This is a genomic window from Pseudomonas sp. FSL R10-2964 (assembly GCF_009600035.1).
Lineage (GTDB): Bacteria > Pseudomonadota > Gammaproteobacteria > Pseudomonadales > Pseudomonadaceae > Aquipseudomonas > Aquipseudomonas bubulae.
Window position 1 is genome coordinate 49,613 of sequence record NZ_WIWH01000018.1, and the last position, 23,333, is coordinate 72,945.

Annotated in this window: 23 protein-coding genes; 15 read left to right on the plus strand and 8 right to left on the minus strand. The window is 59.7% G+C overall.

The window, feature by feature from the left end; genetic code table 11:
* The first annotated feature begins 31 nt into the window (after positions 1–31).
* The 5 genes from GHN92_RS12160 (at position 32) to GHN92_RS12180 (ending at position 5,495) form a co-directional block, all read left to right on the plus strand.
* Positions 32–2,086 (plus strand): FAD-dependent oxidoreductase, encoded by a 2,055-nt coding sequence (locus tag GHN92_RS12160; protein ID WP_178102624.1) that lies wholly within the window; start codon positions 32–34, stop codon positions 2,084–2,086.
* An 86-nt stretch (positions 2,087–2,172) separates the two neighbouring features.
* Positions 2,173–2,970, plus strand: a complete 798-nt coding sequence (locus tag GHN92_RS12165) for a transporter substrate-binding domain-containing protein (RefSeq protein WP_094999418.1) — start codon at positions 2,173–2,175, stop codon at positions 2,968–2,970.
* Complete coding sequence (locus tag GHN92_RS12170) at positions 2,967–3,659, plus strand: ABC transporter permease (RefSeq protein WP_095019043.1); 693 nt, start codon at positions 2,967–2,969, stop codon at positions 3,657–3,659. The genes GHN92_RS12165 and GHN92_RS12170 overlap by 4 nt, the downstream gene beginning before the upstream one ends.
* On the plus strand, positions 3,656–4,366 hold the full coding sequence (locus GHN92_RS12175) for an ABC transporter permease (RefSeq protein WP_094999420.1): 711 nt from the start codon (positions 3,656–3,658) through the stop codon (positions 4,364–4,366). Before GHN92_RS12170 ends, GHN92_RS12175 begins: the two co-directional genes overlap by 4 nt.
* 10 nt (positions 4,367–4,376) lie before the next feature.
* Entirely contained in the window at positions 4,377–5,495 is a 1,119-nt protein-coding gene (locus GHN92_RS12180) for a succinylglutamate desuccinylase/aspartoacylase family protein (protein ID WP_153380253.1), read from the plus strand.
* Between the two features lie 35 nt (positions 5,496–5,530).
* Here GHN92_RS12180 and GHN92_RS12185 read toward each other — a convergent pair whose 3' ends face one another.
* Positions 5,531–5,857 (minus strand): DUF1820 family protein, encoded by a 327-nt coding sequence (locus GHN92_RS12185; protein WP_016779282.1) that lies wholly within the window; start codon positions 5,855–5,857, stop codon positions 5,531–5,533.
* Between the two features lie 132 nt (positions 5,858–5,989).
* Here GHN92_RS12185 and miaB point away from each other — a divergent pair, with 132 nt between their 5' ends.
* From miaB to lnt, 5 genes are all read left to right on the plus strand, one after another.
* On the plus strand, positions 5,990–7,318 hold the full coding sequence (miaB, locus tag GHN92_RS12190) for a tRNA (N6-isopentenyl adenosine(37)-C2)-methylthiotransferase MiaB (RefSeq protein WP_094999422.1): 1,329 nt from the start codon (positions 5,990–5,992) through the stop codon (positions 7,316–7,318).
* A gap of 194 nt (positions 7,319–7,512) precedes the next feature.
* Complete coding sequence (locus GHN92_RS12195; protein ID WP_153380255.1) at positions 7,513–8,532, plus strand: PhoH family protein; 1,020 nt, start codon at positions 7,513–7,515, stop codon at positions 8,530–8,532.
* Entirely contained in the window at positions 8,525–8,986 is a 462-nt protein-coding gene (gene ybeY / locus GHN92_RS12200) for an rRNA maturation RNase YbeY (protein ID WP_016779278.1), read from the plus strand. Before GHN92_RS12195 ends, ybeY begins: the two co-directional genes overlap by 8 nt.
* Positions 8,987–9,024: 38 nt before the next feature.
* A complete protein-coding gene (locus GHN92_RS12205) occupies positions 9,025–9,864 on the plus strand; it encodes an HlyC/CorC family transporter (RefSeq protein WP_016779277.1) in 840 nt (279 codons plus the stop codon).
* Positions 9,865–9,885: 21 nt separating this feature from the next.
* Entirely contained in the window at positions 9,886–11,409 is a 1,524-nt protein-coding gene (lnt, locus tag GHN92_RS12210; RefSeq protein ID WP_094999424.1) for an apolipoprotein N-acyltransferase, read from the plus strand.
* A 135-nt stretch (positions 11,410–11,544) separates the two neighbouring features.
* Here lnt and GHN92_RS12215 read toward each other — a convergent pair whose 3' ends face one another.
* Positions 11,545–12,306: a YdcF family protein gene (locus GHN92_RS12215; protein ID WP_095023454.1), complete on the minus strand. Its 762-nt coding sequence runs from the start codon at positions 12,304–12,306 to the stop codon at positions 11,545–11,547.
* Positions 12,307–12,463: 157 nt separating this feature from the next.
* Positions 12,464–12,748 carry a hypothetical protein gene (locus GHN92_RS12220; protein ID WP_094999426.1) on the minus strand — a complete coding sequence of 95 codons (285 nt, stop codon included), beginning with the start codon at positions 12,746–12,748 and terminating at the stop codon, positions 12,464–12,466.
* Between the two features lie 235 nt (positions 12,749–12,983).
* Here GHN92_RS12220 and leuS point away from each other — a divergent pair, with 235 nt between their 5' ends.
* The 5 genes from leuS (at position 12,984) to GHN92_RS12245 (ending at position 19,050) form a co-directional block, all read left to right on the plus strand.
* Positions 12,984–15,590 (plus strand): leucine--tRNA ligase, encoded by a 2,607-nt coding sequence (gene leuS / locus GHN92_RS12225; RefSeq protein ID WP_153380257.1) that lies wholly within the window; start codon positions 12,984–12,986, stop codon positions 15,588–15,590.
* Positions 15,591–15,679: 89 nt separating this feature from the next.
* Positions 15,680–16,285, plus strand: coding sequence for an LPS assembly lipoprotein LptE (gene lptE / locus GHN92_RS12230; protein WP_094999428.1), 606 nt, complete (start codon positions 15,680–15,682; stop codon positions 16,283–16,285).
* 42 nt (positions 16,286–16,327) lie between these two features.
* Positions 16,328–17,365: a DNA polymerase III subunit delta gene (gene holA, locus GHN92_RS12235; RefSeq protein WP_094999429.1), complete on the plus strand. Its 1,038-nt coding sequence runs from the start codon at positions 16,328–16,330 to the stop codon at positions 17,363–17,365.
* Between the two features lie 174 nt (positions 17,366–17,539).
* A complete protein-coding gene (gene arfA, locus GHN92_RS12240) occupies positions 17,540–17,689 on the plus strand; it encodes an alternative ribosome rescue factor ArfA (protein WP_003444166.1) in 150 nt (49 codons plus the stop codon).
* Positions 17,690–17,739: 50 nt separating this feature from the next.
* Positions 17,740–19,050 (plus strand): lytic murein transglycosylase, encoded by a 1,311-nt coding sequence (locus tag GHN92_RS12245; protein WP_095020953.1) that lies wholly within the window; start codon positions 17,740–17,742, stop codon positions 19,048–19,050.
* Between the two features lie 38 nt (positions 19,051–19,088).
* On the opposite strand, the gene GHN92_RS12250 is transcribed toward GHN92_RS12245, so the two are convergent.
* The 5 genes from GHN92_RS12250 to GHN92_RS12270 form a co-directional block, all read right to left on the minus strand.
* Positions 19,089–20,039 carry an LD-carboxypeptidase gene (locus GHN92_RS12250; RefSeq protein ID WP_153380259.1) on the minus strand — a complete coding sequence of 317 codons (951 nt, stop codon included), beginning with the start codon at positions 20,037–20,039 and terminating at the stop codon, positions 19,089–19,091.
* 4 nt (positions 20,040–20,043) lie between these two features.
* Entirely contained in the window at positions 20,044–21,084 is a 1,041-nt protein-coding gene (lipA, locus tag GHN92_RS12255; protein WP_094999432.1) for a lipoyl synthase, read from the minus strand.
* Position 21,085: 1 nt separating this feature from the next.
* Positions 21,086–21,739 (minus strand): lipoyl(octanoyl) transferase LipB, encoded by a 654-nt coding sequence (lipB, locus tag GHN92_RS12260; protein WP_094999433.1) that lies wholly within the window; start codon positions 21,737–21,739, stop codon positions 21,086–21,088.
* Entirely contained in the window at positions 21,739–22,014 is a 276-nt protein-coding gene (locus GHN92_RS12265) for a DUF493 domain-containing protein (RefSeq protein ID WP_016779266.1), read from the minus strand. Before GHN92_RS12265 ends, lipB begins: the two co-directional genes overlap by 1 nt.
* Positions 22,015–22,093: 79 nt before the next feature.
* Positions 22,094–23,251 carry a D-alanyl-D-alanine carboxypeptidase family protein gene (locus GHN92_RS12270; RefSeq protein ID WP_094999434.1) on the minus strand — a complete coding sequence of 386 codons (1,158 nt, stop codon included), beginning with the start codon at positions 23,249–23,251 and terminating at the stop codon, positions 22,094–22,096.
* Positions 23,252–23,333 lie beyond the last annotated feature (82 nt).

Genomic DNA, 23,333 nt, shown 5'->3' on the forward strand with positions numbered 1-23,333 from the left:
CGCAGTTCACTCTTTAAACGGGGGAATACCTGTGCGTGATCCGAGATATGACATTTTGTTTGAGCCGGTCCAGATAGGGCCCGTGCGTACGCGCAATCGTTTTTACCAGGTACCGCACTGTAATGGCATGGGGCATGTACATCCTTCGGCTATGGCACGTATGCGCGCAATAAAGGCCGAGGGCGGGTGGGGTGTTGTCTGCACGGAAGAGTGCGAAATCAGCCCCTTGAGCGAATTCTCGCCTTATATCGAAGCACGCCTGTGGGACAAGCGCGACATACCGGCGCTGGCTCGCATGTGTGACGCGGTTCACCGGCACGGTAGCCTGGCGGGTGTGGAACTGGCCTTCAATGGCTATTCCGCGCCCAATCGCACCAGCCGCGAAATCCCCTGGGCCCCCTCCAATACCCCCGTGCGCGGCTACGACCCGGTGCAGGCCCGCGCCATGAGCCGCGCCGACATCAAGCAACTGCGCGAGTTGCACAGGGCTGCGGCCTTGCGTGCCCGTGATGCAGGGTTTGACATCATTTATGTATACGCTGGCCATGATCTGGGCTTGCCGTTCCACTTTCTGACGCAACGCAACAATCGCCGCACGGATGAATATGGCGGAGCGCTGTTCAATCGTGTGCGCCTGCTGCGCGAGTTGATTGAAGACACCCGGGATGCCGTCGGTGACCGCTGCGCCGTTGCCGTGCGCCTGGCCGTTGACGAGCAGCAGGGCAGCGCCGGCCTGACCCGGGACAGCGAAGGCGTCGAAGTGTTTTCCATGCTGGCCGAGCTGCCGGATCTTTGGGATATCAATGTTGCCGACTGGGCCAATGACAGCGTGACCTCGCGGTTTGCCCCAGAGGGTTATCAGGAGGCATTCCTCACCGGGCTCAAGGCCTTGACCAGCAAGCCGGTGGTGGGTGTAGGACGTTTCACCTCGCCCGATACCATGGCCTCGCTGGTGCGCCGCGGGGTGTTGGACCTGATCGGCGCGGCCCGCCCTTCTATAGCCGATCCTTTCCTGCCCAACAAAATCGACCAGGGGCGCACCGACGAAATTCGCGAGTGCATCGGCTGCAATGTTTGCGTCAGCGGCGATCACACCAGCACGCCAATGCGCTGCACACAAAATCCGACTATGGGCGAGGAATGGCGACGCGGCTGGCATCCGGAGCAGGTTCCGGTCCGGCGTGCCGAGGGGCGAGCGCTGGTAATCGGCGCAGGCCCTGCCGGTCTTGAGTGTGCCCGGGTTCTCGGCGCTCGCGGCCTGGAAGTGATGCTGGCTGAAGCCACTCGCACCCTGGGCGGACGCGTGGCCAGCGAGTCCCGGCTACCGGGGCTGGCGAGCTGGTCGCGGGTGGTCGATTACAGGGTGGATGCCTTGAGCCGTCTGGGCAATGTCGAGATCTACCGTGAAAGCCGCCTTGAAGTGCAGGACGTTCTCGACATTGAAGCCAGCCACGTGTTTGTCGCCACCGGTTCGCGTTGGCGCAACGATGGCCTGGGCCGTGTGTTGCGCCAGCCTCTCCCTGGGCTGGAAAACCTGCCCGTATTCACGCCGGATGATGTGATGGCAGGCGCTGTGCTGCCTTCGCCCGTGGTGGTGTTCGACGATGACCACTACTACATGGGCAGCGTACTGGCCGAGAGCCTGATTGCCCGGGGAGTCGAGGTGCTGTATGTCACCCCGGCCGCAGATGTTGCCCCCTGGACCCACAATACCCTTGAACAGCACCGGATCCAGCGCCGCTTGCTGGAACTGGATGTCACCATCATCACCTCCCATACGCTGTGCAGCCTCACGCCGTACGGTGTACAGGCAGCGTGCACCTACACCGGGCGCCCGCGTTTCATTCCTGCCGCAGGGGTGCTGCTGGTGACCTCCCGCGAGCCTGAGCAGGGTCTGTTCGACGCCCTGCAGGCCGAGCTCCGGGGTGTGCAGCAGGTGATCCAGATCGGTGATTGCCTGGCTCCGGGCACAATTGCTGCCGCGGTGTACTCCGGGCATCGCTTTGCCCGGGAGTTCGACGCCCCCCCCGGGTTGCTTCGCATGCGCCGGGAGTTGGTGGCGCTGGAAGACTGGCCGGCGCCTTGAGTTCTTTCTTGAGTGGTCAACCTGTCGCCCGACGGGTAATAGCGACCCGACGGGCGGTTATTACAACAACAATAAGGAATCAATCCATGAAAAAGATACTGTGGATGCTGGCACTGCTGGTGGTGGCCGTGCTGGCTTGTGTCGTAGTCATTGCCCCGGCGCTGGCCAAGGATTACCAAGTCATACGTTTTGGCACCGACCCGACCTACCCGCCCTTTGCCTCGAAAAGTGCCGACGGCTCACTGGTGGGCTTTGAAATTGACCTGGGCAACGCCCTGTGCGAGCGCGTGCAGGCGAGCTGCAAGTGGGTCGAAATCGATTTTGACGGCATGATCCCCAGCCTCAATGCTCGCAAGATCGACGGCATTCTGGCCACTATGGCGGTGACGGCGGCGCGGCAAAGGGTCATTGATTTCTCGTCCGAGGTGATGACCACGCCCAATGCGCTGGTGTTCAAAAAAGGCGCTGGCCTGGATGCCAGCCTGCAGGCGGTAAAAGGCAAAGCCATCGGCTACCTGCAGGGCAGCACCCAGGAGGTCTATGCCAAGGCGGTGCTGGCCAAGGCCGGGGCGAAACTCGTGGCATACCCGGATCAGGATCGGGCCTACGCTGATCTGCAAGTCGGGCGACTGGACGCGGCCCTCCAGGATCTGGTTCAAGCCGAGCTGGGCTTTTTGCGCTCTCCCCAGGGTGCTGCCTTTGAGGCCGGCAAGGCGATTGAAAGCGACCTGATGCCGGGCACCAGCGCCATTGGCATCCTCAAGGGCAATCAAGCACTCAAGGCTCTGCTCGATAAAGGCCTCGCCCAACTGCATGCCGATGGCACCTACGCACGGCTGCAAAAGCAGTATTTCGGGGATCTTGTTCTGTACAGCAATAAATGAGCGGCCTTCAGGTTTACGCGCCATTGCTGGCACTGGGCACCTGGATGACGATCAAGCTGGCGCTGATATCACTGCTGCTGAGCCTGTTTCTGGGGCTGCTGGGCGCAGGAGCCAAGTTATCCACAAGCCGTGCGGCGCGATGGATGGCCCGGCTTTACACCACCCTGATCCGCGGCGTGCCCGACCTTGTGCTGATGCTGCTGATCTTCTACGGCCTGCAAACCTGGCTCGGCCAACTCACGGACAGGCTGGGCTGGGCCTATATAGAGATAGATGCCTTCACTGCCGGGGTGATGACCCTGGGCTTTATCTACGGTGCTTACTTCACCGAAACCTTGCGCGGCGCCATTCTCGCAGTGCCCTTTGGGCAGATTGAGGCTGCCAGGGCCTACGGCCTGAGCCCGATGCAGTGTTTTTGTCGTGTGCTGTTCCCGCAGATGATGCGCTTTGCGCTGCCGGGGTTGGGCAACAACTGGCTGGTGCTGCTCAAGGCAACCTCGCTGGTGTCGATCATTGGCCTGGCCGAGCTGGTAAAGGCAGCCAGCGACGCGGGAAAAAGCAGTTTTCAACTGTTTAACTTCCTGGTGCTGGCGGCAGTGATCTACCTGCTGATAGCCGTTGCCTCCAACAGCGTATTGCACAGGCTTGAGCGGCGCTTCGCCGTGGGGTTCGAGCGGGGTGCGCGATGATCGAAGTATTGCTGTCGTATTGGCAGCCTTTTTTGTATAGCGATGGCCAGCAGATCAGCGGTCTGGCCATGACCTTGTGGCTGACCACTGCTTCCATCGGCATGGGTTTTGTACTCTCGATCCCGCTGGCCATTGCCCGGGTTTCTGAAAACCGCTGGGTGCGCTGGCCGGTGCATGGCTTTACTTACCTGTTTCGCGGCACGCCGCTGTATATCCAGCTGTTGATCTGCTACTCGGGCATCTACAGCCTTGCCGCCGTTCAGTCGCAGCCGTTGCTGGGCGCATTTTTTCGCGATGCCATCAACTGCACCCTGCTGGCCTTCACCCTCAATACGTGCGCCTACACCACGGAAATCTTCGCCGGTGCGATCCGTTCAATCGCCCGGGGGGAGGTACAAGCTGCCCGGGCGTATGGCTTCAATGGCTGGAAGCTCTACCGCCGCGTCGTCATGCCCCAGGCACTGCGCCGCGCCTTGCCGGTTTACAGCAACGAAGTGATCCTGTTGCTGCACTCCACCACCCTGGCCTTCACCGCCACGGTCCCTGACATTCTCAAAGTCGCCCGGGATGCCAACGCGGCCACCCTTCAGACCTTCCCTTCGTTTGTCATCGCTGCCGGGCTGTACCTTATCGCCACCTTTGCCCTGGTGGGACTGTTTCGCCTGGCCGAGCGGCGCTGGCTGGCATTTCTCGGCCCGCGCCGATAGGAGAACCCCCATGCACCACCAACGTCATGATGTGCTGGCCGCCGTACCGGGCACCTGTCGGCAAATCCATAGTTTTCATTACGGACCAGCGCCAGAGCACGGGAAAATCTATATCCAGGCGTCGCTGCACGCGGACGAGCTGCCGGGAATGCTGGTGATCTGGCATCTCAAGCAGCGCATGCTGGAGCTCGAGCAGGCCGGCCTGTTGCGCAAGCACATAGTGCTGGTGCCCGTGGCCAACCCGGCGGGGCTGGAGCAGGTGCTGATGGACGTGCCCCAGGGGCGTTTTGATAACGAAAGCCGACAGAATTTCAACCGCTTCTTTGTGGATGTCAGTCAGGAGGTGGGCGATAGTGTCGAGGGCCAGTTGACCCAGGATCCAGAGCACAATACGCAACTGATTCGCTCGGTCTTGCGCCGTGTCCTGGTCGCCACGCAGCCGCTGACCCACGTGCAGGCCCTGCGTCAGACCCTGCAGACCCTGGCGTGCGATGCCGATATGGTCCTGGACCTGCACTGCGACTTCGAAGCTGTACAACACCTGTACCTGGCCCCGGCCTTCTGGCCGCAGGTAGAGCCCCTGGCCCGTTACCTGGGGGCCCGAGCCTGCTTTATGGCCACCGAGTCGGGCGGGCAGTCCTTCGATGAATGGTTCACCCTGTTCTGGGCGCAGATGCAAGCGCGCTTTGCGCCACGTTTCCCCCTGACGTGCTGCAGCTTTGCCGTGACCGTTGAGCTGCGAGGGGTGGCGGATGTGACCCACGAACTGGCGCGTGACGATAGCCAGGCGCTGATCGACTACTTGACCCATGCGGGTGCAGTCGAAGGGCAGCCAAAAGCACTTCCGGCATTGCTCAACCCGCCGACCCCGCTAGCGGGCGTCGAGCCGTTGAACAGTCCCACGGGGGGTTTGCTGGTGTTTTATGCGCAAGCGGGTGACTACCTGCAGGCGGGGGCTGTGGTGGCAGACATCATTGACCCCATCACGGACCGTATTACTCCAGTGGTCTGTCAACGCGAAGGCTTGCTCTATGTCCGCTCATTGCGGCGCATGGCGACTGCGGGAATGACCATTGCCCATGTCGCCGGGGCGCAGGCGTATCGACAAGGGGACTTGCTGTCGCCATGAAGGGATTGCGAGCCCGGGAAGGGAAAGAAAAGCCCTTACTTGTCCGGCATCGGAAACGGAAACGGCATCACATTGCTGACACCACGGGCTTCACTGATTTTAGGCGTGCCCAGCCGCTCAACCTCATCGATACGGACAATCGAGTGCATCGGCACAAAGCTGCGCACCACACCTTCAAACTGAGCCTTGAGCTTTTCTTCGCTGGGGTCGACAACCATTTGTGTGCGCTCACCGAAGACGAATTCCTCTACTTCCAGAAACCCCCACAGATCACTTTGATAGATCTGCTTGGCGTACATTTCGAACACCTGGCCCTGGTTGAGGAAAATCACCTTGTAGATTGGAGCTTCACGTTTGGTCATGGTGGGCGGGTAAGCATCTGAAGGTAAAAAAGAGGGCGCGAACTATAGCATAGCCATCAGACGCACAACGCTAGGAAGCAACGGCTATGACCCCTATAATGTGCGGTTCTTTGAACCACTTGATGAACACCCATGGCCAAGAAGCTTTACATCGAAACCCACGGTTGCCAGATGAATGAGTACGACAGCTCGCGCATGGTCGACCTGCTGGGTGAACATCAGGCCCTGGAAGTCACAGCGCGCGCCGAAGACGCTGATGTCATCCTGCTGAATACCTGTTCAATTCGTGAACGTGCCCAGGACCGCGTGTACTCCCAACTGGGTCGCTGGCGCGAACTGAAACTGGCCAACCCCGACATGGTTATCGCCGTGGGCGGTTGCGTGGCCAGCCAGGAAGGCGCGGCGATCCGCGATCGCGCCCCGTATGTGGACGTGGTATTCGGCCCGCAAACCCTGCACCGCCTGCCGGAAATGATTGACGCCGCGCGCATCACCAAACTGCCGCAGGTTGATGTGTCATTCCCTGAAATCGAGAAATTCGATCACCTGCCAGAGCCTCGCATCGACGGCCCAAGCGCCTACGTGTCGGTCATGGAAGGTTGCAGCAAGTACTGCACGTTCTGCGTGGTGCCTTACACCCGCGGCGAAGAAGTCAGCCGGCCCTTCGATGATGTATTGGCCGAGGTGATCCACCTGGCTGAAAACGGCGTGCGTGAAGTGACCCTGCTTGGCCAGAACGTCAACGGCTATCGCGGCCTGACCGAAGGTGGCCGCCTCGCCGACCTTGCCGAGCTGATCCGTGTGGTTGCGGCGATCGACGGTATCGAGCGTATCCGCTACACCACCTCCCACCCGCTGGAGTTTTCCGACAGCCTGATCCAGGCCCACGCCGAAGTCCCGGAACTGGTCAAACACCTGCATCTGCCGGTGCAATCGGGCTCCGACCGCATTCTGTCGGCGATGAAACGCAATCACACGGCCCTGGAATACAAATCCAAGCTGCGCAAACTGCGCGCTGCCGTACCGGGGATCTGCATCAGCTCCGACTTTATTGTCGGCTTCCCGGGCGAAACCGAAAAAGACTTCGAACAGACCATGAAGCTGATCGAAGACGTGGGTTTCGACTTCTCCTACTCTTTTGTCTACAGCCAGCGCCCGGGCACCCCGGCAGCAGACCTGACGGACGACACCCCGGAAGAGCGCAAGAAAGAACGTCTGAACGCGCTGCAGCATCGTCTCAACCAGCAGGGCTTCGAGATCAGCCGCCAGATGGTGGGCTCGACCCAGCGAATCCTGGTCACTGACTACTCGAAAAAAGACCCGGGCGAGTTGCAGGGCCGGACCGAGAACAACCGCATCGTCAACTTCCGCTGCGACAACCCGCAGTTGATCGGGCAATTCGCCGATGTGCATATTGATGCGGCCCAGCCGCACTCGTTGCGGGGCTCGCTGCTGAACTGACCACACGCCATCGTCCCTTATGGGAGCGGGCTTGCTCGCGATGCACGCAACACGGTCCGGCTGGATGAGTGCGGTGGTGCAATCGCGAGCAAACCCGCTCCCACATCAAACATTTGGTGAAGTCCTTTCACGCTTGACCTGCTAGCGTTATCCTTAATTTCATATCAATTGCCTAAGGGCGGCTAAATACGACCTTGAACGCACCCATCGAACCACATCGCTTCCTTCTCGAGCCCTTTGAGGCCCGCCGTTTCGCCAATCTGTGCGGGCAATTCGACGAGCATCTGCGCTTGATCGAGCAACGCCTGACGATCGATATCCGCAATCGCGGTAACCAGTTCGAGCTGATCGGCGACCCGAAAATCACTTCTTCGGCAGAAAACCTGCTGCGCCGCCTGTACCGCGAAACCAAGGCCACCGAGCTTTCGCCGGACATGGTTCACCTGTTCCTGCAAGAGTCTGCGGTACAAGACCTCGCCAGCAACCCGGTGGCTGAAGCCAGTGTTTCGCTGCGCACCAAAAAGGGCATGATCCGCCCTCGCGGGATCAACCAGCAGCGTTACGTCAAAGAGATCCTGGGCAACGACATCAACTTCGGCATTGGCCCGGCGGGTACGGGTAAAACCTATCTGGCTGTGGCCTGCGCAGTTGATGCCCTGGAACGCGAGCAGATCCGCCGCATCCTGCTGGTGCGTCCGGCGGTTGAGGCCGGTGAGAAGCTCGGTTTCCTGCCGGGTGACCTGTCGCAAAAAATAGACCCGTACCTGCGCCCGCTCTACGACGCACTGTACGAAATGCTTGGTTTTGAATACGTGGCCAAGCTGATCGAGCGCCAGGTGATCGAAGTCGCGCCGCTGGCCTACATGCGCGGCCGCACGCTGAACAACAGTTTCATCATTCTCGACGAGAGCCAGAACACCACGGTCGAGCAGATGAAAATGTTCCTGACCCGCATCGGCTTCGGCTCGACCGCCGTGATCACCGGTGACATCACCCAGATCGACCTGCCCAAAGGCACCAAATCGGGGCTGAACCATGTCATTGAGGTGCTCAAGGACGTGCCGGGCATCAGCTTTACCCACTTCCAGTCCAAGGACGTCGTGCGCCACCCGCTGGTGCAGCGCATCGTCGAGGCCTACGGTCGCTACGAACAGGAAGCCGCCGACAAGCTGGCCGCGCTGCCCGCTGCAAAGGATTACCGCCACGATGCTTGAGCTTGACCTGCAACTGGCGACCGACGCCAGTGCCCCCAGCGAAGCCCAGTTCCGCCAATGGTGTGAACTGGCTTTGCGCCAGCGCAGCGCCGATTCGGAAATGACCATTCGTCTGGTAGACGAACCCGAAGGTCGTGAACTGAACCACACCTGGCGCCAAAAAGACTACGCCACCAATGTGCTGTCCTTCCCCGCTGACGTGCCTGATGAGTTCCTCGATATCCCGCTATTGGGCGATCTGGTGATTTGCGTGGCCGTGGTCGAGCGCGAAGCCGCCGAACAAGGCAAAAGCCTTGAGGCCCACTGGGCCCATCTGGTGATACACGGTTGCTTGCATCTTCTGGGTTACGACCATATAGAAGACGAAGAAGCCGAAGAAATGGAAGCACTGGAACGAACGTTGCTTGCAGAACTGGGTCATCCTGACCCGTATGCAGACGACGAAACCGAATAACACCCACTGAAACTACCAAGGGATACGAGTAAATCGCTATGAGCGAAGACCGATCGAGCAACGGGCAAAAGTCATGGTTAGGTAAGCTGACCCAGGCCTTTGCCCATGAGCCGAAAAACCGCCAGGAGCTGCTTGAGCTGCTGCGCGAAGCACACCAGAACAAACTTTTGGACAGTGAAGCGCTGGCCATCGTCGAAGGTGCCATTCAAGTGGCTGACCTGCAGGTACGGGACATCATGGTTCCTCGCTCGCAGATGATCAGCATCAAGGCAACCCAGACCCCCCGCGAATTTCTCCCGGCGATCATTGACGCGGCGCACTCGCGCTACCCGGTGATCGGCGAAAGCCACGACGACGTCCTTGGCGTCCTCCTGGCCAAAGACCTGCTGCCGCTGATCCTTCAAGAGAACGGCGACAAGTACAACATCAAGGATTTGCTGCGTCCGGCGACATTTGTCCCCGAGTCCAAGCGCCTTAACGTGTTGTTGCGCGAGTTCCGCGCCAACCACAACCACATGGCCATCGTGATTGACGAATACGGCGGCGTTGCGGGTCTGGTGACGATTGAAGACGTTCTCGAGCAGATCGTTGGCGACATCGAAGACGAGCACGACGTCGAAGAAGACAGCTACATCAAGCCGTTGCCCAGCGGTGACTTCCTGATCAAGGCCCTGACCCCGATCGAGAACTTCAACGAGTTCTTCGACACCGAATTCTCCGACGACGAGTTCGACACCGTGGGCGGCCTGGTCATGAGCGCATTCGGGCACTTGCCCAAACGCAACGAAACCACTGAAATCGGCCCCTACCGCTTCCGTATCCTCAATGCTGACAGCCGCCGGATCCATCTGATTCGTCTCACGCCTATTGCCCGCTAAATCTCAATACCAAGGATTGAAATGCGCTGGATAACCTCCCCCGGCTGGCCCGGTAACTTGCTGGCCGTGGTGGCCGGCGCACTGACAACCCTGGCGTTGGCCCCCTTCGATATCTGGCCATTGGCACTGGTTGCCCTGGCCCTGTTCTATCTCGGTTTGCGCGACCTGTCGCCAAAACAGGCGCTGGGCCGAGGCTGGTGTTTCGGTTTTGGCCTGTTTGGCGCGGGCACCAGCTGGATCTACTACAGCATCCACCACTTCGGCGGCGCTTCGGTGCTGCTGGCCGGTTTCCTGATGTTGTTGTTCACGGCAGCCATCGCCTGGTTCTTTGCCCTGCCCGCCTGGGTGTGGGCGCGCTGGATCCGTCGCAATGAAGCGCCGTTGGCCGATACACTGGCATTTGCTGCGCTATGGGTTGCTCAAGAGGCGTTCCGCGGCTGGTTCCTCACCGGTTTCCCATGGCTGTACTCCGGTTACAGCCAGCTGGACGGCCCTTTGGCCGGGCTCGCACCGTTGGGCGGCATGTGGCTGGTGTCTTTCACTCTGGCCCTGACCGCAGCCCTGCTGTGCAATTTGCCACGCCTGATCAAGGCCAGACGCAAGGCTTTTGTCGCCGCAGGGGTGGTCTTGCTGATCGGCCCCTGGGCCGTCGGCCAGGCCCTCAAGCACCACGCCTGGACCAGCCCATCGGGTGACCCGCTGAGCGTGGCGGCGATCCAGGGCAATATCGAACAAAGCATGAAATGGGACCCGGCCCAGGTCAATGCACAGCTGGCCCTTTACCGTGACATGACCTTCAGTTCCAAACGTGTCGACCTGATCGTTTGGCCGGAAACCGCTGTCCCTGTCCTCAAAGAGAACGCTGAAGGCTTTTTGAGCATGATGGGCCGGTTTGCCGCCGATCGTAACTCAGCGCTGATTACCGGCGTGCCGATCCGCCAGGAAGTGCGACATGAACCGCGCTACTTCAACGGCATCACCGCCGTGGGCGAGGGCGATGGTGTTTACCTGAAACAGAAGCTGGTGCCGTTTGGCGAATATGTGCCGCTGCAGGATGTACTGCGCGGCCTGATCGCATTTTTTGATCTGCCAATGTCGGACTTTGCCCGCGGCCCGGCGGACCAGGCCATGTTGCAGGCCAAGGGTTATCAAATCGCGCCATTGATTTGCTATGAAGTGGTGTATCCGGACTTCGTGGCCGGGCTTGCTGCCCAGAGCGATATCCTGCTGACCATCAGCAATGACACCTGGTTCGGCACCTCGATTGGGCCGCTGCAACACCTGCAAATGGCGCAGATGCGTGCCCTGGAAGCCGGGCGCTGGATGATTCGGGCCACCAACAATGGCGTCACGGCATTGATTAACCCGTTTGGGCAAATCACCACGCAAATTCCGCAGTTCGAGCAAGGCATCATGTACGGCGAAGTGGTGCCCATGCACAACCTCACGCCTTACCTGCAATGGCGCTCATGGCCACTGATCATCCTGTGCAGCCTGCTGATTGGCTGGGCCCTGGTCACCAGCCGGATTGCCAAGACGGTCTAGCCTTGTGCTTCTGCGTCTTCTACCCTCTCCCGGAGGGAGAGGGAGCTGACAGGTGGTTTTGCGTAGAGCTGCTTTTGCCTTTAATCCCCTCTCCCTCCGGGAGAGGGCCAGGGTGAGGGGCTTTTGCTTAATGGGTCAGCGATAAAACAACGGATAGGCAATCTGCCCTACCGCTTCATTGATCAATAGCCCGGACTGCCAGAAAGCTTTGTACTCAGGCATCCAGCCCCCCAGCGGCCGCGCATTGTCGGCACTGAAAAAACCGACCGGCGCAGGCACCACGTCAAAACCAGCCTTTTCAAAACTCCACACCGAACGCGACATATGCCAACCGTGCGTCACCACGACCACCCGCTTGACCCCCAGCGGCAGCAGAATGTCTGCGGTCATTTTGGCGTTTTCCCACGTTGTGCGGCTTTGCTCTTCTTTCCACCGTACTTGCACGCCGAAATCATCACGCAATGAATCCGCCATCAACTGCGCCTCACTGGGCGGCGAGCCGTAGTGCAAACCGCCAGTGGTCAACACCGGCAAGCCCGAAGCCTTCGCCAGTCGGGCGGCATAGCGCTGGCGCTCCAGACCGATGCCGGTGGGCTGATCGCTGCCCCAGGCCGGATCCCCCCGCTCACGCCCCGAGCCCAGCACCACAATGACATCGGCACGCGCGGCCAGCGTCGACCACTCGCTCTGCGCCAGCGGTGGTTCGCGCTCCAGCACACGGGCGCCCCACTCCACCATTATTGGCAAACTCATCAGCCAAAAGCCGCCCAGCCCCAGGGCAAACAACACACCCGCCACTCGCGGGCGCGAACGCCTTAGCCACCAGGCAAGCGCCAGGAGCAACAGAAAAATGCCAGGGGGTAATAGAAGCTGTTTTAAAAAGTATCGAATAGGCATCGAGCATCTCCAAAGATGCCCGAAGCCTAAGGGGGTTGATTGAGCGCATCAACAACGCAGGTGAGAAACCCAAACACAAACGTGTAATGCATCAACCCGGAGGTACAACTTTCTTGATGCGGCTTTGTTGAAGGCCGGGCTTGAATCGCCGTATGGCCTAAGCTCCCTGCACCCTGTCTTTAAGCCAGATAACCTTGGCCCTGGGGGCATCCTGCATGTTCACGCTGCCTTGCGAGCGTTTAATTGCCTCACGCCCGATCCGGTTCAAATAGAGGTTGATCAACTCCAGCTCGGCATGACTCAAGCCTCGCAATTCCAACTCGACTGGGCGTTCATCACGTAATTGGACAGCCGTCTTTGCTGAATCAAGAGCCACACTCAAACGATCAATCAGCCGCTCATACACTTGCGATGTTGCTACGCTGCGTTGCAACTCTGCCATCCGTCCACCTCATTTAAGGAAATGAATCTCCCCCACAGGAGAGCTTAGCTGCGCTTGTAAAAGCGGCGTGCTGCTGCGACCAACGGAGTGATGAGGCAATCAGGGTTTCCCTCGATAGAGCGGGGTCATGTATGCTACGGGACTTCCTGTAACCCCTGCTCCAACCTGACCGGGCAACACTGTCGCCGGTCTATGTTGAAGAGGATTAGGCCACCCTTTATCAGTACAAGTAGCCATGCACGAACAATATCAGCCCCGTGAAATAGAAGCCGCCGCCCAATCATTCTGGGACAACCAAAAGTCCTTCGAAGTCAGCGAAGATCTAGGCAAAGAGACGTTCTACTGCCTATCGATGTTCCCGTACCCAAGCGGCAAGCTACACATGGGGCACGTGCGCAACTACACCATCGGTGACGTGATCTCCCGTTACCAGCGCATGCTTGGCAAGAACGTCCTGCAGCCCATGGGCTGGGACGCCTTCGGCATGCCGGCTGAAAACGCCGCGATGAAGAACAAGGTGGCGCCGGCCAAGTGGACCTACGAAAACATCGCCTACATGAAAACCCAGCTGCGCAGCCTGGGTCTGGCCGTTGACTGGTCCCGCGAAATCACGACCTGCAAGCCGGATTACTACCGTTGGGAACAATGGCTGTTCACCCGCCTGTTCGAAAAAGGTGTGATCTACCGTAAAAACGGCACCGTGAACTGGGACCCGGTGGATCAGACCGTTCTGGCCAACGAGCAAGTGATCGACGGCCGTGGCTGGCGTTCGGGCGCGGTAATCGAAAAACGCGAAATCCCGATGTACTACTTCAAGATCACCGCTTATGCGGATGAGTTGCTGGAAAGCCTCGACGATATGCCGGGCTGGCCCGAGCAGGTCAAAACCATGCAGCGCAACTGGATTGGCAAATCCCGCGGCATGGAAGTGCAGTTCCCTTACAACGTCGAGTCCATCGGCTCAGCAGGCGCGCTCAAGGTTTTCACCACCCGCCCTGATACCTTGATGGGCGCGACCTATGTCGCTGTGGCTGCCGAGCACCCGCTCGCCACCCAGGCAGCGCAGGGCAACCCCGAGCTGCAAGCGTTTATCGCCCAGTGCAAAGGCGGCAGCGTGGCAGAAGCCGACATGGCAACCCAGGAAAAAATGGGCCTGCCAACCTCGCTGTTCGTCGAGCACCCGCTGACCGGCGAAAAGCTTCCTGTATGGGTCGCCAACTATGTACTGATGCATTACGGCGACGGCGCGGTGATGGCTGTACCAGCACACGACGAGCGTGATTTCGAATTCGCCACCAAGTACAACCTGCCGATCAAGCCGGTTGTGCGTACCAGTGCTGGCGACGAGTCACCGGCACCGTGGCAGGACGCTTACAACGAGCACGGCCCGCTGATCAACTCCGGCGAATTTGACGGCCTGGATTTCGACACCGCATTCGCCGCCATCGAAGCCGCCCTGACTGCCAAAGGCCTGGGCCAGGCGCGCACCCAGTTCCGCCTGCGTGACTGGGGCATCAGCCGCCAGCGCTACTGGGGCTGCCCGATCCCGATCGTGCATTGCGATACCTGCGGTGACGTACCAGTACCTGAAGCCCAGCTGCCAGTGGTCTTGCCAGAAGATGTCGTACCCGATGGCGCCGGTTCGCCACTGGCACGCATGCCTGAATTCTACGAGTGCAGCTGCCCTAAATGTGGCGCACCGGCCAAACGCGAAACAGACACGATGGACACCTTCGTCGAGTCGTCGTGGTACTACGCACGTTACGCCTCGCCGCACTATGAAGGCGGTCTGGTCGAGAAATCGGCAGCAGACCACTGGCTACCGGTGGACCAGTACATCGGCGGTATCGAACACGCCATTTTGCACCTGCTGTACGCGCGCTTCTTCCACAAGCTGATGCGTGACGAAGGCCTGGTCAGCTCCAACGAGCCGTTCAAGAACCTGTTGACCCAGGGCATGGTAATCGCCGAGACCTACTTCCGTACGCTGGACAACGGCGGCAAGGATTACTTCAACCCGGACGACGTGGAAATCGAACGTGATGCCAAGGCCAAGATCATCGGCGCCACGCTGAAGAGTGACGGCCTGCCGGTGGAAATCGGCGGCACGCAGAAAATGTCCAAGTCGCTCAACAACGGTGTTGACCCGCAATACATGATCGAACAGTACGGCGCAGACACCTGCCGCCTGTTCATGATGTTTGCTTCGCCGCCTGACGCAAGCCTGGAATGGTCCGACTCGGGTGTTGAAGGCTCCCACCGCTTCCTCAAGCGTGTATGGCGCCTGGCCCATGCCCATGTAGGCCAAGGCCTGCCGGGCGCGCTGGATATCGCCAGCCTGAACGATGAGCAAAAAGTCATTCGCCGTGCCATCCACCAGGCTATCAAGCAAGCCAGCCAGGACGTCGGCCAGCACCACAAGTTCAACACCGCCGTCGCCCAGGTGATGACCGTGATGAACGTGCTCGAAAAAGCACCGCAAGCGACTGAACAAGACCGCGCCCTGCTGCAGGAAGGTCTCGAGACTGTAGCTCTGGTACTGGCGCCGATCACACCGCACATCAGCCATGAGCTGTGGAACCGGTTGGGGCATGCAGGTGCAATCATCGACGCTGCATGGCCAACCCTGGATGAAACCGCGCTGGTTCAAGACACCCTGCAACTGGTTATCCAGGTCAACGGCAAGCTGCGCGGGCATATTGAAATGCCAGCTGCTGCCAGCCGTGAAGAGGTTGAAGCTGCTGCCCGCACCAACGAAAACGTACTGCGCTTTACAGAAGGCCTGACGATTCGCAAAGTGATCGTGGTACCAGGCAAATTGGTCAATATCGTCGCCAGCTAACTGGAACAGGCGCCCGCGTCATGCGCGGGCGCCCAACAAGACCTTCAGGGCCGCGTGGTCGGCCCATCTGGTTTCAAGGGGAGCAACACATGATCAAACGCAACTTGCTGGTGATGGGTCTCGCAGTTCTGTTGAGCGCCTGCGGCTTTCAACTGCGCGGTACCGGCACCAACCAGCTGACGATCACCGAACTCGATGTCAGCGCGCGCAACGCCTATGGCGACACTGTGCGCCAGCTGCGTCAGGTGCTGGAAAACAGCGGCGTGAAAATCACTGCCAACGCACCATACAAACTGGTTCTGACCGACGAGAAGGAAACCCAGCGTTCTGCCAGCTACACCGGCAATTCGGGTACCGCCGAGTATCAGTTGAACAACGTAGTGAAATACGAAATTCAGGGGCCGAGCCATCTGACGCTGCTGAGCGACAAGGTTGAAGCCTACAAAGTCTACCTGCAGGATGGCAGTAACGTGGCAGGCAGCACCCAGGAAGGCGACATGATCCGCAAGGAAATGCGCCGCGACCTGATCCAGCAACTGGTTCTGCGCCTGGAGCAATTGACCCCGGCCCAGCTGGAAGTACTGCAACAGCAAGCCGAAGCGAAGGCCAAGGCTGAAGCCGATGCCATCGAAGCTGCACGCAAGGCTCAAGAGGAAACTCCTCAACAGTCGCCTCTCGAACTGCAAAACCAGTAAGGCATACGGGGCGCTCAAGCGCCCCGCTATCGTTATGGTCCTATGAAACTCGCTCCCGCCCAACTCGCCAAGCATCTGCAAGGCCCCCTTTCGCCCGTCTACATCATCAGCGGCGATGACCCGTTGTTGTGCCAGGAAACCGCCGACGCCATCCGCAGTACCGCCCGCAAGCAGGGTTTCGATGAGCGCCAGGTGTTCAGCGCCGACGCCAGCTTTGACTGGGGCACGCTGCTGCAAGCCGGTGCCAGCATGTCGCTGTTTGCCGAAAAGCGCCTGCTGGAACTGCGCCTGCCTTCGGGCAAGCCTGGCGACAAGGGTGCTGCGGCGTTGATCGAATACTGCTCGCGCCCTGCCGAAGACACCCTGCTGCTGATCAGCCTGCCCAAACTCGACGGCAGTGCGCAAAAGACCAAGTGGGGCAAGGCGCTGATTGAAGGGGCGCAAACCCAGTTCGTGCAGATCTGGCCGGTGGACGCCAACCAGTTGCCGCAATGGATTCGCCAGCGCTTGTCGCAGGCCGGGCTGTCGGCCACCCATGATGCGGTGGAACTGATAGCAGCCCGGGTCGAAGGCAATCTTCTGGCTGCTGCGCAGGAAATCGAAAAGCTCAAGTTAATGGCTGAGGACGGGCAAATCACTGTCGAAACCGTGCAAGCCGCAGTGGCTGACAGTGCGCGGTTTGATGTGTTTGGCCTGGTGGATGCGGTACTTAACGGCGAAGCTGCCCATGCCCTGCGTATGCTCGAAGGCTTGCGCGGTGAAGGCGTAGAGCCTCCTGTGATCTTGTGGGCCCTGGCGCGTGAGCTGCGGGTACTGGCCAATATTGCCCTGCAGTACAGCCAGGGCACGCCATTGGACAAGGCCTTCAGCCAGGCGCGACCACCGGTGTGGGACAAGCGCAAACCGTTGATGAGCAAAGCCTTGCAGCGTTATTCGGCGCAGCGCTGGGCACAATTGTTGTTGGACGCGCAGCGTATCGATGCCCAGATCAAGGGCCAGGCAGCAGGATCTGCCTGGAGCAGCCTGAGTCGTCTGGTGCTGCTGATGTGCGGGCAACGCCTGAATCTGCCAGCTGAATAAACACTGCTTTCTGTGGGAGCGGGCTTGCTCGCGATACGGGCGTCGCGGCCTGACAGGCTGATAGCGTTGATGCTAACGCGAGCAAGCCCGCCCCCACCGATCACTATCCTGTGGACAATACGAAAAAACCGGCCGATGATTTGCGCTTGTTCAACTCAAGCGAGAGCACATGCCATGAGCAAGCGCCCCAACAAGGCCAAATCCATTGTTGCCCAACCCCTGTTCCGCAGCCGCCAGGAACGCCCCGCCAAAGGCAAAGGCAGCTACCGCCGCGAAGCCTTCCAGTCGAGAGACCGGGAGGCTTTTTACTTTCTGGCTGCCTGACGGCGGGGATGATAAGGTCTGCTTCTGTTTTGCATTACCTGGACCTGCGCATGCTCTCACGTCATACACGCCGTTGGCCGATGCGCCAACTGATCGCTGCTTCCAGCGTCATCCTTTTAGTCGCCTGCGCAGAGAAACCGACCGCAGCCGATGCTCAAACCTTGCCTGTGGTACCTCCGGCACCTGCGGTCATCAGCAGCGCGCCAGTGCCAGGCACCGACACCCCTCTTGTTCAGCCCACTCAAAGCTTCAGCGAGTGGCAAGCCGATTTCCGCGCCCAAGCGCTTAAAGCCGGAATCAACCCGCTGGTATTCGATAACGCCTTTGCCGGCATTACGCCAGACATGAGCGTGATCAAGGCCGACCGCAGCCAGCCCGAATTCAGCCGCCCGGTCTGGGAGTACCTGGACGGTGCCCTGTCGCCTTTGCGTGTACGTAATGGCCAGCGTTTGCTGGAGCAGAATGCCGAACTGCTGGGCCGCATCGAGCAGCGTTATGGCGTTGATCGCCAGGCGCTGGTTTCGGTCTGGGGCATGGAAAGCAATTTTGGCTCGTTCCAGGGCAACAAGTCAGTCATTCGCTCCCTCGCGACCCTGGCCTATGAAGGGCGTCGCCCGGAGTTTGCTCAAAGCCAATTGATCGCTGCACTGAAGATCATTCAGGAAGGCGATATAAGCCCCGAGAAAATGCTCGGCTCGTGGGCGGGCGCAATGGGCCAGACCCAGTTTATCCCCACCACCTATGAAACCCACGCGGTGGATTTCGATGGTGATGGCCGTCGTGATATATGGAACAGCTCGGCAGATGCCCTGGCCTCGACTGCCCACTACCTGCAAAGCTCGGGCTGGAAGCAAGGCCAGCCGTGGGGCTTTGAAGTGACGCTGCCTGCCGGGTTCGACTACGCCCTGGCTGATGGCGCAATCAAAAAGAGCGTTGCCGAATGGCAAAAACTGGGAGTCAAGGTACCTGCCAGCGCCGCAGGCTCAGAGCAGTTAAGCGCTGCCCTGCTGCTCCCTGCAGGCTATCGTGGCCCGGCGTTTCTGGTACTGGATAACTTCCGCGCCATCCTGCGTTACAACAACTCATCATCCTATGCACTGGCCGTAGGCTTGTTGTCGCAACGTTTCAACGGTGGCGGGACCATTTTGGCCGACTGGCCAAAAGACGACCGACCGCTGAGCCGTTCCGAGCGCGTCGAACTGCAAATGCTGCTGAGCCAGCGCAATTATGATGCGGGTAATGCAGACGGCATTATCGGCGCCAATACCCGCAAGGCTATTCGCAGCGCGCAGCAGGCCATGGGTTGGCCAGCAGACGGCTATCCGAGCCACAAGCTGCTGGAGAGTTTGCGTAATCGGTGAGGTTGCTACCCTCTCCCTATGGGAGAGGGGCTTCAGGTTCAGGCGCTTACAACTACATCCTGCTCAAGCACCAGCAACTGCTGATCAGCATCCAGCCTGACCTGCGCCCCCATCGGCAAGGTCAGGTTCGGGTCGCAATGACCGCTGCGCCAGCCAGACAGTACCGGAATGCCCAGCCCGCCCAGTTCCTGAGCCAGCAACCGTTCCAGCGCCGCAACATCAACTCCGGCCACGTCCCCCACCAGCACTCCGCGCAACCTGTCGAGCTTGCCCGCCAGGCGCAAATGCGTCAGCAGACGGTCGACCCGGTACAACGGTTCGTTGACGTCTTCGATAAACAGGATGATGTCTTCGCTGTCCAGTTCAAACGCCGTGCCCATCACCGCGCAGATCATCGACAGATTGCCACCCAGCAAACGGCCACTGGCGCAGCCCGGGGCAATGGTCGTCAACGGCCAGGCCGCGGGATGCTCCAGCACGGGCGGCTGTTGCCCGCCGAGCATACGCAGCAATGAAGTTTCGGTAGGCGGTTGTTTGTTGCCCAGCAGATCAGCGTTCACCATTGGCCCGTGAAACGTCACAAAGCCCGCGTAACGAGTGATCGCCAGATGCAACGCGGTGATATCGCTGTAGCCGACAAACGGCTTGGGATGACGACGCAACAGCTCAAAGTCGATGCCATCGAGCAAGCGCGGGCTGCCATAGCCGCCGCGCAGGCAGAAAATGGCATCAATGCTGTCATCGGCAAAAGCCTCATGCAGGTCGCGTAAACGCTCTGCATCAGAACCGGCAAGATAACCCTCCCGCTGCCACACCCCCGGATAGACCCGCAGCTGGTAGCCGCGTGCATGCATCCATTGGGTCGCGAGGTTCAGGTCAAGTTCGGCAGGGCCTGCCGGGGCGATCAGGGCGATCACCCCGCCAGCGGGCAACGCGGGCACCGCGCTATGGGCCTTGAAGGACACTTGCGCGGTGAGCCGGTTAGTCATGGAGTCAGGCACTCACCAGCATGGATTTGACCAGCTTGGCTTGTTCATCAGCGTGGTACGAAGAACGTACCAGCGGACCGGATGCCACGTTTTTAAAGCCCATCTTGTAGCCTTCCTCGGCAAACCACGCGAAGGTATCCGGGTGTACGAAACGCTGAACCGGCAAGTGGTTGCGCGACGGTTGCAGGTACTGACCCAAGGTCAGCATGTCGATGTCATGTTCGCGCATGCGCTTCATCACTTCGATCACTTCCTCGTCTGTCTCGCCCAGCCCCAGCATCAGGCCCGACTTGGTCGGAATGTGCGGCATCATCTGCTTGAAGCGTTGCAGCAGGGTCAGCGACCACTGGTAATCGGAGCCCGGACGCGCAGCCTTGTACAGGCGCGGCACAGTTTCGAGGTTGTGGTTGAACACGTCTGGCGGCTCGGCTGCGGTGATTTCAAGTGCAACATCCATGCGCCCACGGTAGTCCGGAACAAGTGTTTCGAGCAGCACGCCCGGCGACAGTTTGCGGATTTCGCGGATGCAGTCGGCAAAGTGCTGGGCACCACCGTCACGCAGGTCATCGCGGTCTACCGAGGTGATCACCACGTACTTCAGGCGCAGATCAGCGATGGCAATCGCCAGGCTTTCCGGCTCATTGGTGTCCAGTGGCTTCGGTCGGCCGTGGCCCACGTCACAGAACGGGCAACGACGGGTGCAGATGTCACCCATGATCATGAAGGTCGCGGTACCGCCCGAGAAGCATTCGCCCAGGTTCGGGCAGGAGGCTTCTTCGCACACGCTGTGCAGCTTGTGCTTACGCAGCAGGGACTTGATACGGTCGACTTCCGGAGAAACCGGAATGCGCACGCGAATCCAGTCAGGCTTCTTCGGCAGTTCGGTGGTCGGAATGATCTTTACCGGGATACGCGCAACCTTCTCGGCACCGCGCAACTTGACGCCGGTCTCAACCTTGGAACGGGCCTCGCTGGCGCGGGCCGCACGTTCTGAGATATCCAGCGTTGGGATCAGGGTTTGAACAGCGTCTTGCGCAGTAGTCATATCAATCGATTCCGCCCGTCAGGGTCGTCTGCTCAGCATAGTCGAGGTGTTTGACGAGCTGCGAGCGCAGCCGGGCACCAACCTCGGCAAATTCAATCGGCCCTGCATGGTCACGCAACTGGGTCATCGCCAGCCCCGCATAGCCACAGGGGTTAATCCGTCGAAACGGTTCCAGGTCCATGTCCACATTCAGGGCCAGGCCGTGGAAGGAGCAGCCATTGCGGATCCGCAGGCCCAAAGAGGCGATTTTCGCGCCATCGACATACACGCCCGGCGCATCGGCCTTGGCTGCAGCGCTCACGCCATAGCTGGCGAGCAAGTCGATCAGGCACTGTTCCATCCGCGTGACCAGCTCACGTACGCCATAGCCCAGCCGGCGCACATCGAGCATCAGGTAGGCAACCAATTGGCCGGGGCCGTGGTAGGTCACCTGGCCACCGCGATCCGACTTCACCACCGGGATATCTCCCGGTAGCAGCAGATGCTCGGCCTTGCCTGCCTGGCCTTGGGTAAACACCGGCGGGTGCTGCACCAGCCAGACTTCGTCTTGCGTGTCCGGCACCAGCTTGCGCTCATCGGTGAAACGCTGCATCGCCAGCCAGGTGCGCTCGTAATCAAGCTGGCCCAGCTCACGAATACCCAAGACCTGCGACATCACAACACCATATGTACGAAGCCGGTGGCTCGCAATTCGCTGTTGATGTTGTAGAGCTGATCCTGATCAGTTGCCACGATATGCAGCTGGATCGTCGTGTACTTGCCGTTGGTGCTCTGGCGCTCATCGACACGATCATCGTTGACCGTCGCGTGTTTCTTGACGATATCGATGATTTTGTCCTTATTGCCCACACCCGTGTCGCTGATCACCTTAACCGGGTAATCCACGTTGGGGAATTCGATCTTTGGCGCCTTTACTTCGGTATCGCTCATGGCGTATTGGCCTCGTAAGCCCGGAACAACAAAGGTGCCCCCGCGCAGGGTAGGCGCGGGGTCACACAGGTGGGTGCAATCAGTTGAACAGCCCGTAGAAGAATAGACGGATGCTATCCCACACGCGTCGGAAAATACCACCTTCCTCGACGGGCTCAAGGGCGATCAGGTCAGCACTGTGCACAACCTTGTCGTCAAGTTTGACCTCAACCTTGCCGATCACATCGCCTTTGGCGATAGGGGCCATCAGTTGCGGGTTCATGGTCATGCTTGCAGCCAGCTTTTTCAGTTGGCCTTTTGGCAGGGTCATGGTCAGGTCATCCGCCAGGCCAGCCTTGACCTGGTTGGTGGTGCCTTTCCAGACCGGAGCCTGAGCCAGCTCGGTGCCCTTCTGGTAGAAGGTCTGGGTTTCGAAGAAACGGAAACCGTAGGTCAGCAGCTTCTGGGTCTCTGCAGCACGGGCCGCTTCACTGTTGGTGCCGAACACCACGGCGATCAGGCGCATGCCATCACGTACGGCCGAAGACACCATGCAATAGCCGGCTTCGTCGGTGTGACCGGTTTTCAGACCATCAACGGTTTTGTCGCGCCACAACAACAGGTTGCGGTTAGGCTGCTTGATACCGTTCCAGAAGAACTCTTTCTGCGAGTAGATCGCGTAGTGAGTCGGGTCTTCGTGGATGATGGCGCGAGCCAGCAACGACATGTCGTGAGCCGACGAGTAGTGATCCGGGTTCGGCAGGCCGGTCGGGTTCATGAAGTGGCTGTTGGACATGCCCAGCTCACCGGCGGTCTTGTTCATCATGTCGGCAAAAGCGTCTTCGCTGCCGGCAATGTGCTCGGACAGGGCGACGCTGGCGTCGTTACCCGACTGGATGATGATGCCATGCAGCAGGTCGCTGACCGACACCTGGGTGCCGACCTTGATGAACATCCGCGAACCACCGGTGCGCCATGCGTTTTCGCTGACAGTTACCGGGTCGTTTTCGCCGATCTGGCCACGACGGATTTCCAGAGTCGCGATGTAAGCGGTCATCAGCTTGGTCAGGCTGGCTGGCGGCAGACGCTGGTCGCCGTTGTTCTCGACCAGCACGTTACCGCTGCTGGCATCCATCAGAACATAGGACTTGGCTGCAAGTTGTGGTGGCGACGGCATCATCTCGACTGCCCAGGCGGCAGGAGTGACGATCAGCGGTACTAGCAGGCACAGGCGTTTGGCAAAGGTGGTGATGTTCATCCGTCTCTCGAAGTTGTTAATGGAAACTTACCCTCGCGGGCAAAACTGTACAGGCAGTCGTTTGACTGACTGCCGCGTATTC